At 70.4% G+C, this 12,149-nt stretch carries 9 protein-coding genes and 1 pseudogene; 4 read left to right on the forward strand and 6 right to left on the reverse strand.

Features of this window, described 5'->3' with window-relative positions; translation table 11 throughout:
• Nucleotides 1-68: 68 nt before the first annotated feature.
• The 4 genes and pseudogenes from ACZ3TS_RS13750 to ACZ3TS_RS13765 form a co-directional block, all read right to left on the reverse strand.
• On the reverse strand, nt 69-665 hold the full coding sequence (locus ACZ3TS_RS13750; protein WP_467617123.1) for a 50S ribosomal protein L25/general stress protein Ctc: 597 nt from the start codon (nt 663-665) through the stop codon (nt 69-71).
• Nucleotides 666-845: 180 nt separating this feature from the next.
• Entirely contained in the window at nt 846-1,820 is a 975-nt protein-coding gene (locus ACZ3TS_RS13755) for a ribose-phosphate diphosphokinase (RefSeq protein ID WP_467617125.1), read from the reverse strand.
• A gap of 138 nt (nt 1,821-1,958) precedes the next feature.
• Entirely contained in the window at nt 1,959-3,407 is a 1,449-nt protein-coding gene (glmU, locus tag ACZ3TS_RS13760) for a bifunctional UDP-N-acetylglucosamine diphosphorylase/glucosamine-1-phosphate N-acetyltransferase GlmU (RefSeq protein WP_467617126.1), read from the reverse strand.
• A gap of 215 nt (nt 3,408-3,622) precedes the next feature.
• Nucleotides 3,623-4,485, reverse strand: a pseudogene (locus ACZ3TS_RS13765) (hypothetical protein).
• A 161-nt stretch (nt 4,486-4,646) separates the two neighbouring features.
• On the opposite strand from ACZ3TS_RS13765, the gene ACZ3TS_RS13770 reads away from it, so the two are divergent.
• Nucleotides 4,647-5,966: a sensor histidine kinase gene (locus tag ACZ3TS_RS13770; RefSeq protein WP_467617128.1), complete on the forward strand. Its 1,320-nt coding sequence runs from the start codon at nt 4,647-4,649 to the stop codon at nt 5,964-5,966.
• 42 nt (nt 5,967-6,008) lie between these two features.
• On the opposite strand, the gene ACZ3TS_RS13775 is transcribed toward ACZ3TS_RS13770, so the two are convergent.
• Both ACZ3TS_RS13775 and ACZ3TS_RS13780 read right to left on the reverse strand, forming a co-directional pair.
• Entirely contained in the window at nt 6,009-6,542 is a 534-nt protein-coding gene (locus tag ACZ3TS_RS13775; RefSeq protein WP_467617129.1) for an SUKH-3 domain-containing protein, read from the reverse strand.
• Between the two features lie 84 nt (nt 6,543-6,626).
• Nucleotides 6,627-7,127 carry a YwqJ-related putative deaminase gene (locus ACZ3TS_RS13780; RefSeq protein WP_467617131.1) on the reverse strand — a complete coding sequence of 167 codons (501 nt, stop codon included), beginning with the start codon at nt 7,125-7,127 and terminating at the stop codon, nt 6,627-6,629.
• Between the two features lie 262 nt (nt 7,128-7,389).
• Between ACZ3TS_RS13780 and ACZ3TS_RS13785 the strand changes: the two genes are divergently transcribed.
• From ACZ3TS_RS13785 to ACZ3TS_RS13795, 3 genes are all read left to right on the forward strand, one after another.
• A complete protein-coding gene (locus tag ACZ3TS_RS13785) occupies nt 7,390-8,418 on the forward strand; it encodes an SMI1/KNR4 family protein (RefSeq protein ID WP_467617134.1) in 1,029 nt (342 codons plus the stop codon).
• A gap of 9 nt (nt 8,419-8,427) precedes the next feature.
• On the forward strand, nt 8,428-11,058 hold the full coding sequence (locus ACZ3TS_RS13790; protein WP_467617136.1) for an SUKH-4 family immunity protein: 2,631 nt from the start codon (nt 8,428-8,430) through the stop codon (nt 11,056-11,058).
• A gap of 189 nt (nt 11,059-11,247) precedes the next feature.
• Nucleotides 11,248-12,132 (forward strand): cellulose-binding protein, encoded by an 885-nt coding sequence (locus ACZ3TS_RS13795; protein WP_467617138.1) that lies wholly within the window; start codon nt 11,248-11,250, stop codon nt 12,130-12,132.
• Nucleotides 12,133-12,149: the final 17 nt, after the last annotated feature.

Below are 12,149 nucleotides of genomic sequence, written 5' to 3' on the forward strand. Positions count from 1 at the left end.
TCTCCTTGATACGCGCCAGCCGCTGCCCCTCGCGGGAACAGCGGCCGACGAAACGACGACAGTGAGGATCAGGCCTCGGCGGCCTCTTCGCCCTCGGTCTCCTCGCCCTCCGGAGCCTCCTCTGCCTGCGCGGCCAGGACCTGCAGGACCACCGCGTCCTCGTCGACCGCCAGGGTCACACCCGACGGCAGAGCGATGTCCTTGGCGAGGACCGAGGCACCGGCCCCCAGACCCTCGACCGAGACCGTGAACGCCTCGGGGATGTGCGTGGCCTCGGCCTCGACCGGCAGCGCGGACAGCACGTGCTCCAGCAGGTTGCCACCCGGGGCCAGCTCGCCCTCGGCGTGGACCGGAACCTCGACGTTGACCTTCTCGCCGCGCTTCACCAGCAGCAGGTCGACGTGCTCCAGGAAGCCCTTCAGCGGGTCACGCTGCACGGACTTCGGGATCGCCAGCTCGTTGGTCTTGCCGTCGATGTCCAGGGAGATCAGAACGTTCGGCGTACGCAGCGCCAGCAGCAGGTCGTGGCCCGGAAGGGTCAGGTGCAGCGGAGCCGAGCCGTGCCCGTACAGGACACCCGGGACCTTGCTGGCACGACGGATACGACGCGCGGCACCCTTGCCGAACTCGGTGCGCGTCTCGGCGGTGAGCTTCACCTCGGACATGATCACTCCTCGTAGAAACCAGAAAACGGACGGAGTCACCCGGCCACGAACGGCCTGCTACGAAGAGCGCGTCGATTACGGACCGCCATACCCCATGAGTACGGCCTCCCTCGCCGAGCAACTGCTGCAGTCTACTCGGGGCGGGAGGCCGCACCAAAAACGATCTCTACCGGAGCATCATCACTGCTCGTCGAACAGGCTCGTCACCGAACCGTCCTCGAACACCTCGCGCACCGCGCTCGCGATCGTCGGCGCGATCGACAGCACCGTGATCTTGTCCAGTTCCAGCTCACCCGGCGTCGGCAACGTGTTCGTGAAGACGAACTCACTCACCTTCGAGTTCTTCAGGCGATCCGCCGCCGGCCCCGAGAGCACACCATGCGTGGCCGTCACGATGACGTCCTCCGCGCCGTGCGCGAACAGCGCGTCCGCCGCCGCACAGATCGTGCCGCCCGTGTCGACCATGTCGTCGACCAGGACGCACACCCGGCCCTTCACCTCACCGACGACCTCGTGAACCGTCACCTGGTTCGCGACGTCCTTGTCACGCCGCTTGTGCACGATCGCCAGCGGCGCACCCAGACGGTCGCACCAGCGGTCGGCCACGCGCACACGACCCGCGTCCGGAGAAACGACGGTCAGCTTGTCACGGTCCACCTTCTGGGCCACGTAGTCCGCCAGCAGCGGCAGCGCGAACAGGTGGTCCACCGGGCCGTCGAAGAAGCCCTGGATCTGATCCGTGTGCAGGTCCACCGTCAATATCCGGTCCGCACCCGCCGTCTTCATCAGATCGGCGATCAGACGCGCCGAAATCGGTTCACGTCCACGGTGCTTCTTGTCCTGCCGTGCGTAACCGTAGAACGGCACGATCACGGTGATAGAACGCGCCGACGCACGCTTCAGTGCGTCGATCATGATCAGCTGCTCCATGACCCACTTGTTGATCGGAGCCGTGTGGCTCTGGATCAGGAAGCAGTCGGCACCACGCGCGGACTCCTGGTAACGGACGTAGATCTCGCCATTGGCGAAGTCGAAGGCCTTCGTCGGGACGACCCCGACACCCAGCTGGTGGGCGACCTCCTCGGCAAGCTCGGGGTGGGCGCGGCCGGAGAAGAACATCAACTTCTTCAAGCCGGTCGTCTTGATCCCGGTCACAGCACTGTCTCCTCAGAGGTGATCTCAGCTCGGTGTCGAGCGACCGTCACGGCTGGATGCGGACGACCGTCTCAGCTGGTGGGGGTGCGGGTGTGTGCACTTATCACGGTACGCCGTGTCAGACGCGCCTGATTCCGGTCAGGCTTCGCCTTCCGGCTCCCGGGCAACCGCCTCGGCCGCCTTCGCAGCCGCGCTCCCAGGGCGCTTACGAGCCACCCAACCCTCGATATTCCGCTGCTGACCACGGGCCACGGCCAGCGAACCGGGCGGCACATCCTTCGTGATCACAGAGCCGGCAGCCGTGTAGGCACCGTCCCCGACCGTGACAGGAGCCACAAACATGTTGTCCGAACCAGTACGGCAGTGAGACCCCACCGTCGTGTGGTGTTTGTCCTGTCCGTCATAGTTCACGAAGACACTCGCCGCGCCGATGTTCGTGTACTCACCGATCGTCGCGTCCCCCACGTACGACAGATGCGGCACCTTCGTGCCCTCACCGATGGAGGCGTTCTTGGTCTCCACGTACGTGCCGACCTTCGACTTGAGGCCGAGCCGCGTGCCGGGACGGAGATAGGCGTACGGGCCCACAGAGGCCTGCGGCCCTACGACGGCACCGTCGGACACGGTGTTGTCCACCCGCGCCCCCGCACCCACCTCGGTGTCCTTGAGCCGGGAATGGGGGCCCACCTCGGCGCCCTCCCCGACATGCGTCGAGCCGAGGAGCTGCGTCCCCGGGTGCACGACCGCGTCCTGCTCGAAAGTGACCGTCACATCGACCCAGGTGGTGGCCGGGTCGACGACCGTGACTCCCGCGAGCATCGCGTCCGCCAACAGCCGGTCGTTCAGGATGCGACGGGCCTCCGCCAGCTGCACACGGTTGTTGATACCCGCGATCTCACGGTGGTCGGCGGCCACGCAGGCCCCCACGCGATGCCCGGCCTCACGCAGAATCCCGAGGACGTCGGTGAGGTACTCCTCACCCTGGCTGTTGTCCGTCCTGACCTTCCCGAGCGCCTCGGCGAGCAACTGCCCGTCGAAGGCGAACACCCCAGAGTTGATCTCCTTGATCGCCCGCTCGGCCTCGCTCGCGTCCTTGTGCTCGACGATCGCGGTGACGGCACCGGTGTCGCCGTCGCGGACGATACGGCCGTAACCGGTGGCGTCGGGCACCTCGGCGGTCAGCACGGTGACGGCGTTGCCGTCCTCCTCATGTGTGCCGGCGAGCTGCCGGAGCGTTTCGCCGGTGAGCAGCGGGGTGTCGCCGCACACCACCACGACGGTTCCGTCGACGGACCCGCCCAGCTCCTCCAGGCCCATCCGGACGGCGTGGCCGGTGCCGTTCTGCTCTGCCTGGACGGCCGTCCTCACATCCGGGTCGACCCCGGCGAGATGGGCGATGACCTGCTCCCGGGCGTGGCCCACGACCACGACGAGGTTCTCGGGCTTCAACTCGCGCGCGGCGGCGAGCACATGCCCGACGAGGGAACGGCCACAGATCTCGTGCAGAACCTTGGGTGTGGCCGACTTCATACGGGTGCCCTCACCCGCTGCGAGAACAACGACGGCGGCCGGGCGGTTGGCGCTCACGGGGATGCCCTTCGGCTTCAGGGGGCTGGGGTGGACATCCGCAGGATACCGGGGTGTTTCTGAGGAGACATGAGAGCGGGCCCTGACGGTGCTGTCGGGGCCCGGACGCGAGCAGCTCCCCCATCAGGATTCGAACCTGAACTTAAGGGACCAAAACCCTCAGTGCTGCCTGGTTACACCATGGGGGAAGGAACTCGGCTATACCGGACATTCGGCTAGATCGCCGAGTTGGCACCCAACACTATGCCGTACCGAGACCCCTCGATGCGACGGTACAAGTCGGCTCCCTTCAGGACTTTGATCACCAAACAGCCCCGGTAGGTGTCGCCGATGTTCTTGCGAACCGTCTTGTGGTTGCGCTTCTTGAGCGTCGTCTTGTTGAACGCCGAGCTGTCGGCGCCGACGAGAGCGGCCCAGTACCGTTCGGCCTCTGCGACGTCCGCGGTTTCGCGGATCATGACGGCGTAGCGTCGGTGCTGCAGCTCGACCCCCATGAGGTCGAGCCAGGCGAGAAAGACCTTGATCGTTCCCGGATCGCTGTTGACGAAGGTGACCTGCTCCCGGCGGGCATACGGCTTGTCCTTGCCGCCCTCGGCCCAATACAGACTCACACCCACAAGGAACAGCTCGCGGGCTGAGAGGCTGCCGATCGCCCGCTTGGCCGCGTCCTTGGTTCGCTGCCGCTCCTCGTCCCGGATGCGCAGCTTCGCCTCCCGGCCCCGCCGGGCAATCGCCACAGCTTCCTCTCGGCTGCGCTTGCGTTCCGGCTTCGGGAGATCCCTCACCCACAGCGAGACCGAGTCTTCGAGCACCCGAGTTCCGCCTCGATCCGGTCGTACGTCCAGCCTTGGAGCCGCAGCTCCCGTGCCCTCGTCCGCAGGTGGTCCTTCGCCGTTGGGTGCTTCGTCCACTCCGGTGGCGGCTCCCCCTTCACCAGCTGGTTGAGGATGTCGTTGTTGTAGATCTTCAGTTCGTCGCGGATCTGCCGAAGGCCGTAGCCGCCGCGCCGCAGCGCCACCGCCCTCTCCCTCAGCCCCTCGAAGTCCGCGTACTTGCCTTGTGCGAGTGCCCTGGGTATACCGTCCGGGCGGAATGCGGGCGTCCGGGGTCGAACAATGAGCGATTCAACAGTTCGAGCGATTCCGGCGAGTTTCGAATCTGTTCGATTATGCAGCGTGGTGTGACGCAGCAGTGGAAACTCGCCGGAAAACCCCGGCCCCCCGCCCTTAGGCTGGACGCATGACCACGACGGGGGAAGTCCACACCGGGGCCGGGGACGGTCCCTGGTGGTGGGCGCGGTGGCGCAGTGCCGTGCTCGACATATCGCTCGCGGCGGCGTCCGCCGCGGAGTGTGCGCTGGAGGGGATCCAGTTCTCGCGGGACGCGGGGCTGCCCGTTCCGGTCGGGATGGTGTTCGGGCTCTTCGCGGGGGTCACGCTGCTGCTGCGGCGCAAGTGGCCCATCGCCGTCGTCCTCGTCTCGATCGCGATCACACCGGCCCAGATGGGGTTTCTGCTGGGTCTCGTCGGGTTGTACACGCTTGCCGCGTCCGAGTTGCCCCGGCGGATCATCGGCGCGCTCGCGGGGATGTCGTTCGTCGGGATGTTCATCGTGACCTATGTGCGGGCGCATCAGGGGATGGTCCGCGGGGATCTGGCGATCGCGGGCGGGTTCATTCCCTTTCTGTCCGTGACCACGGCGATCGGTATGACCGCTCCTCCGGTGCTGCTGGGGTTGTACGTGGGTGCCCGGCGGCGGCTTATGGAGAGTCTGCGGGAGCGTGCGGACTCGTTGGAGCGGGAGTTGATGCTGCTCGCGGAGCGGGCGGAGGAGCGGGCCGAGTGGGCGCGGAACGAGGAGCGGACGCGGATCGCGCGGGAGATGCATGACGTCGTCGCGCATCGGGTGAGTCTGATGGTGGTGCATGCGGCCGCTCTCCAGGCTGTCGCCCGGAAGGATCCGGAGAAGGCTGTCAAGAATGCCGCTCTGGTCGGGGACATGGGGCGGCAGGCGCTGACCGAGTTGCGTGAGATGCTCGGTGTGCTGCGGACGGGGGAGGGATTCGTGGCGCGGTCCGCGCGGACCGCCGTGCCGCTCGCCGCCGTCGGGGCGGCGGCTGCGGCTGCCGCGTCCCGGGCCGTCGACGACTCCGCCGACGGTCCGCGTCTGGCCGAGCTGGAGGAGTTGATCGGGCAGTCGGCTGCGGCCGGCATGGTCGTGCAGCTGTCGGTGGAGGGTGAGGTGCGTTCGTACGCGCGTGTGGTCGAACAGACCGCGTATCGCGTGGTGCAGGAGGCGCTGACCAACGTGCACAAGCATGCGGCGGGTGCGAAGACACATGTGCGGCTCGCGCACCGCTCGGCGGAGATCGCGATGCAGGTGGAGAACGAGCCGCCGCCCGAGCCCGGTTCGGCGGAGGCCGCCCGGCTGCCGAGCGGGGGCAATGGCCTGGTCGGGATGAAGGAGCGGGTCGGCGCGCTCGGCGGTGTCTTTGTGTCGGGGCCGACGGATGCGGGCGGCTTCCGGGTGTCGGCGGTGATTCCGGCCGAGGCGGCGTGAGGCGACCTCGGACCTCATGGGCCGGCGTTACGTCCCTCGCCGTCAGCCGGCCGTGAGCCGTACCGGTTCGATTCCGGTGAGCAGCGCGGTGAGGCCGTGGTCGATGTCGGGGCCGAGGTACCAGTCGCCGGTGTGGTCGAGGGCGTAGACGCGGCCTTCGGTGTCGATGGCGAGCAGGGCGCGGCTGTCGGTCTCTTCGCCGAGGGGGCAGACCTCGGTGTCGAGGGCGCGGCCGAGGTCGCCGAGGGTGCGGGCCATGTGGAGGCCGTGCAGGGGGTCCAGGTGGAGGGCGGAGGGGGCGAGTCGGCGGCCGGGTCCCTGTGCGGTGATGTGCAGGCCGCCGAACTCCGCCCACGCCTCGACGGCCGCGGGGAAGACCGCGTGCCGGTGGCCTGCGGGGGATTCGTGGCCGCGGAGGGTGTCGGCCCAGACTTCCGCCTGCTTTATGTCCCAGCGGCCCGGTTGCCAGCCCGCGGCGCGCAGTGCGGTGTCGACGGGGACGGAGAAGCGTGATGGGGGTGCCCCCTGCTGGAGCGGAGCCGAGAGCTTGGGGGAGGAGGAGCGGTCGGTGTGCATCTGCCCTTCGTTCGTCGAGTGTCATGGTCCGGCGCGGGCGCCGTCGTGTGGGGGGAGTTGGGGGGTTGGTCCTGCACTGTTGGGTCAGTCCTGCGCCGTGGGGTCGACGATGCGTACGCCGAAGTGGTCGCTGAGTGCGGTGCAGGCGCGGCAGGGCGCGGCGAAGCTGCCGTGCAGGGGGTCGCCGTCCTCGCGGATGCGGCGGGCGGTGAGCTTGGCCTGTTTGAGGGCTTTGCGGGCTTCGCCGTTGGTCATGGGTTTGCGGGCGGCGCGTTTGCTGCGGGCGGCGTCGGCGGCGGCGATGTGCCGTGAGATGAGGATCGCTTCGGCGCAGCGGCCGGTGAAGCGGTCGCGCTGGCCGCTTGCGAGGGTGTCGAGGAAGTCCTGGACGAGCGGGTGCAGGACGGGTGGCTGGTCGCCGCGGGCGGCCGTGCCCGTGAGGGTGGCGCCGCGGACGGAGAGGGCGGCGGCGACGGTGGGGAGTATGCCGTCGCGGCGGTGGCGGAGGGTGGGGGTGGGGGCGGCCTCGGTGCCGCTCCAGTCGACGCGTGGGTCTCCCGACGTGCCTGTTTGTGTCGCGGTCATGATCGTCTTCCCCTCCCTTGCATCCCCCCTGGGAGGACACAGACTGCCAAATGCCATGGCTGCTGCGGAAGCTGGGGCGCTGCGACACGCCAGGGCTCGGGCGTACGGTCACGGCGGGGTGACGGCTGGTCACGGTGGCGGCGGGTGGCCTTCGGGTGCGGAACCGAGGCCCGGTGACCGGTGTCGCCGTACCGCATAGGCTGTCGGCATCCGCGATCCATCGCCTTAGAGGCCAGACAGAACGCCGCAGGGGGAAACCGCCATGACGACAGGTCGGCTCGGGCTGGGGGCACCGCCCAGCCGCCAGGCTGGGGGACAAGCCGCGCCGCCGAACGCGGCTTATGCCGGGCAGGTCGTGCGCTTTCCGGACCCGGTGAGGGCTGCCCGTCACCCGAGAGGGGTACGGGTCGACGAGCACGGCTACCCCGACTTCTCGCACTACGCCCGTGCGGCCGCGGAGATCGCGGAGCCGCCGGAGGGTTTCGGCGTGGACGAGTTGCGGCTGACGGACTATGTGTCGGCGAACGCGGCGCTGGCGGCGTCCGGGCACGATCTGTGGGACACGATTCCGGCGGTGGCGACGCCGCACGGCTGGACGTGGCATCACGTTCGGGGCACCCGGCGCCTGGAGTTGGTGCCGGTCGAGGTGAAGGCGCTGCTGCGGCATCACGGTGGGATCGCGACGGCGAACGTCGATCAGAACAAGCGGGGCACGCGGCCGTTGCAGGAGACGCGTCCGGCGCACTTCGGGCTGCCGAAGTCGTCGGTGGCGGTGACGGAGCAGCAGGTGCAGGGTGTCGAGGAGGATCTGGGGTACCGGCTGCCCGGCTCCTACCGGTCGTTCCTGAAGGCGGCGGGCGGTTGTGCGCCGGTGGGTGCGGCGCTCGACGCGCCGCTGGGGCTGCTGGTCGACCAGCCGTTCTTCACGGTGCGCGACGAGGCGGCGGTCAATGACCTCGTGTACGTGAACAAGTGCCTGCGTGACCACCTGACGAAGGATTACCTGGGCGTCGGTTTCGTGCAGGGCGGTCTGCTGGCAGTGAAGGTGAAGGGTGACCGGGCCGGTTCGGTCTGGTTCTGCGCGTACGACGACGCGCGTGACGTCGATGCGTCGTGGACACCGGCGGAGCGTGTGCAGCGGCTGCTGTTGCCGTGCGGGGACGACTTCGACCAGTTCCTGTCCCGGCTCGCGGGCAATCCGCCGGAGTTGGAGACGGTGGCGAATCTGATGGTGGACGGCGGTTTCGCGCGTGCGGTGCCGGTGTCGCCGGCGTCTTCGGTGGGGGAGTGAGTCGAAGCGATGGTGACGTTCGCGCAGGCGCAGGAGCGTGCGGAAGAGTGGATCAACGGGGATGTGCCGTCGTACCAGCATCGTGAGGTGCGGGTGCGGGAGTTCGAGCTCGGGTTCGTGGTGTGGGCGGAGGACCGTGCCGAGGGGCCGCGGTCGGACGGGGGCGCGCAGCGGCTCGTGATCGCCCGCGACAGCGGTGAGGCGACGCTGTGGCCGGGGCTGCCGGTGGGTGAGGTGATCCGCCGGTACGAGGAGGAGTACGGGGCGACGGACGCGGTGGCGCAGTCGGCGCCTGCGCCGGCCGCCCGGGTGGATCTGAACCAGACGTCGTTCTTGTTGAGCCCGCCGGAGTGGCTCCAGGAGGCGGCGGACAGGATGGGTGTTCCGGATCGCCGTCGGGGCGGCGGGGCGTCGGACGGTGCGGGGTCGCCTCCGGCCGCGGCCGCGGATTCCCCGGTTGCGCCGGCTGCTCCGGTCCCCCCGGGTGCGGCGTCGGGTACGCCGTGGCCCGCCGCGGGGGGCGGCGACGGGGTGCGGGACGGGGCGCCGGGTGTGCCCGCAGGGGCGACGCCGTGGGCGGGGACGGACACCAACGCCGAGGGCGGCGAGGACCGTTCGGTTCCGCTGCCGGCGACGGTGTTCGCGCCGCCGCTCGGCGATGCCGGCGACGGCGGTACTACGCCGCCGCCCGCGTCCGTCCCGGATGCGAAGACCGCGCTGATGACGGGCGGCAGCCAACTGCCGCGTACGGCGGTGGCCCCGGCGGTGGACGAGCCGGGTCCGGGTGGACCGGGTGGGGTTCCGGGTGCGCCGGGTACTCCGCCTCCTGGTGTGCCCTCGTACGGTTATCCGCAGGGGCCGGGTGGGGTTCCGGGTGCGCCGGGTACTCCGCCTGCTGGTGTGCCCTCGTACGGTTATCCGCAGGGGCCCGGTGGTGTGCCCGGTACGCCTCCGCCGGGTGTCCCGCGGGCGCCCGGGGCGCCCAACACCCCGCAGTCTCCGGTGGGTTCGTCCGGGCCCGGGCGGCGGTTCGCGGCGAACGCCGAGGACATCGCCGACGCCGCGACCAGCAAGGCGGCGCCGCCGCGGCCTGCGCGCGCCGGTAGTGCGCCCCATCCGCCGGGTGCCCCCGGCACGCCTGGAGCGCGGCCGGGTGCCGTGCCTCCGCCGCCGGGTGGTGCGCCGGGCGGCTATGTGCCCACACAGCTCGTCTCGCAGCTCGGCCCGGACGGGCCCGAGGCCGTGGCGGGCCCGGGCACGTCCCCGCCGGGAGCGCCGCAGCCGCCGGGTGCCCCTCAGCCTTCGGGGATGTCGAACCAGCCGGGTGGTGCGCCTCCGGGTGGTGTGCACCATGCGGCCACGATGTTTGCCGGTCCGGCCGCCGGTGGTCCGGGTGCGCCGCAGCCGCCGGGTGCCCCCGCCGCGTCGGGCATGCCCCCGGGCGCTCCAGGCGCCATGGGTGCGCCTGGTACGCCCGGTGCTCCGGGCGCCCCCGGTGTCGGGCATCACGCCGAGACCATGCCGGCCGGGCCTCCGCTCGGTGGTCCCGGTGCGCCTCCGCCGCCGCCCCAGGGCGTGCCGGGCGCGCTGCCTGGGGTCCCGCAGCCGGTGCCGGGGCAGCCGTTGCCCGGGCAGCAGCCGTCGTACGGGTATCCGTCTGCCGGCCAGCCGACGGTCGGCCCCGGCTATCAGGCCGTGCTGCGCTACCGCGCGCAGGACGGTTCCGAGCAGCAGCTGATCCGGCGTTCGGCGCCGGGCACCCCGCACCCGGAGTGGCAGATCTTCCACGAGCTGCGTGCGATGAACGTCCCGCCGGACCAGGTGCTGGAGCTGCACACGGAACTGGAGTCGTGTGAGCTGCCGGGCGCTTACTGCGCGCGGATGATCCGGGAGAACTGGCCGCAGGCGCGGATCACCAGCATCGCTCCCTACGGCACCGACCATGCCTCGCGTCAGCAGGGAATGCAGCAACTGCTCGCCCACCAGGGGGAGTTGCATCAGGTGGCGGACGGTCCGGCGCGTCCGGGCGCGGTGCGAGCCCCGCTGCCGCCGGTGCAGCCCGCGCCGCCGATCCCGCCGGAGGGCATCGCGCAGGAGCTGGCCGGTGCCTTCGGTCCCGGGATCTTCCGGTTCGACCAGGCCGCGGTGTCCCGGCAGGGCGTACCGCCGATCGTGGCGCACACCCTGGTGGTGGCCGGACTGCCGTTCGACATGGGCCCGTTCTTCTGGGCGCAGGCCCAGCCGGGCCGCCCTGTGCCGACGCTGGCCGAACTCGCGCAGGAGCGCGGGGTGCAGTCGGCGTCGGACGCGGCCTCGTATCTGGTCATGGGCAGCGACTTCGGCAGGGCGATCTGTGTGCAGTACGGCACGGCGAACATCGTCGCTGTGCCGGTGGAGCCGGGCCCGGGCGGCGCTTCCCTGCCGCCGCAGTTCGTGAACACGGGACTGCCTGAGTTCGTGCGCTGTCTGGCGCTGCTGGGCCGGATGTGGCGGCTGCGGTTCGGGCTCAACCAGGAGCAGGCCGGTCGCTGGACCGTCGACTTCCAGGCGCAGCTCGCCTCGCTCGACCCGGCGGCGCTGGGTTCGCCGGAGAGCTGGTGGTCGGTGCTGCTGGAGCAGATGTGGGACGGGTTGCTGTGAGCTGTTTCTGACGTAGTGTCAAGGGCTGGGCCCGGTCGTACATACGACCGGGCCCAGCCGCTTTTTCAGGTGATCTTCAGCGTCATGCGTTGCTCACGTGTGGAGTGTCGCGTTATGAACACTTCTGTCTGATCCATCAAGATGTGCGAAAAATCATCGGTTCGTGTGGGTCAGGTGGAGAGGGGATTCATGAGCAGCGCATCGGGGTCGCCGCACGGCTTCGTGTCCGTACGGCGCGGCTACCGACCCGATCAGGTCGACGCGTACACCGCAGCCCTCTCGCAGGACCGCGACGCCGCCTGGGAGCGGGCCGCCCGGCTCACTGTGCTGGCCAAGGAGATGGAGGGGGACCTGGCGCGGCTGCGCGAGACGGTGGCGCAGCTGGGCCCGCAGACGTACGAGGGCCTCGGTGACCGGGCCCGGCGGCTGTTCGACATGGCGCGGGAGGAGGTCGCCGCACTGCGGGAGGACGCACGGCAGGAGGCGCAGCGCCTGGTCGCCGAGGCGGAGGAGGCCGCCGGTCAGATGCGGGAGGTGGCACAGGCGTATGCCGACGAGGTGCGCGGCGAGGCCGAGGAGCGGATCCGTACCCGGCTGCTGGCGGCCAGGGCCGAGGCCGACGACGTACGGATCACGGCGCGGCGCGATGTGAAGGAGGCCCGCGGCGAGGCGCTGGCCGCGCTGCGCGAGGTGCGGCAGCGCACCGAGACGCTGCTCGCCGAACAGGAGCGTGAACACGGCGAGCGCTGGGAGGGCGAGGAGCGCGCGGCGGCAGCACGGACCGCCGCGCTGGATGCCTCGGAGGCGGAGCGGGTGGCGCGGGCGGAGGCGTCTTTGTCGGAGGCGAAGCGGGCGTTCGACGAGGCCGAGGAGTCGGCCCGGCAGTTCCAGCGGGACGCCCAGGAGCGCGCCGCCGGACTGATCGCCGAGGCGCGGCTGCGGGAGGAGCGCATCGCCCGGGAGACGGAACGGGTGCTGCGGGAGCACGGCGAGCAATGGGACAGCGTGCAGGCGCAGATGGACCACGTTCGCAACAGTCTCGCCATGCTGACGGGCCGGGCGCCCGCGGAGTAGACCCGCTCCGCGGGCAC

This window comes from Streptomyces sp. NPDC022910, from assembly GCF_055561075.1.

Excerpts from the sequence above, each read along its gene's own strand:
- ACZ3TS_RS13750 (WP_467617123.1), bottom strand. The coding sequence starts at position 665 with ATGTCCGAGGTGAAGCTCACCGCCGAGACGCGCACCGAGTTCGGCAAG.
- ACZ3TS_RS13770 (WP_467617128.1), top strand. The coding sequence starts at position 4,647 with ATGACCACGACGGGGGAAGTCCACACCGGGGCCGGGGACGGTCCCTGG.
- ACZ3TS_RS13775 (WP_467617129.1), bottom strand. The coding sequence starts at position 6,542 with ATGCACACCGACCGCTCCTCCTCCCCCAAGCTCTCGGCTCCGCTCCAG.
- ACZ3TS_RS13780 (WP_467617131.1), bottom strand. The coding sequence starts at position 7,127 with ATGACCGCGACACAAACAGGCACGTCGGGAGACCCACGCGTCGACTGG.
- ACZ3TS_RS13785 (WP_467617134.1), top strand. The coding sequence starts at position 7,390 with ATGACGACAGGTCGGCTCGGGCTGGGGGCACCGCCCAGCCGCCAGGCT.
- ACZ3TS_RS13790 (WP_467617136.1), top strand. The coding sequence starts at position 8,428 with ATGGTGACGTTCGCGCAGGCGCAGGAGCGTGCGGAAGAGTGGATCAAC.
- ACZ3TS_RS13795 (WP_467617138.1), top strand. The coding sequence starts at position 11,248 with ATGAGCAGCGCATCGGGGTCGCCGCACGGCTTCGTGTCCGTACGGCGC.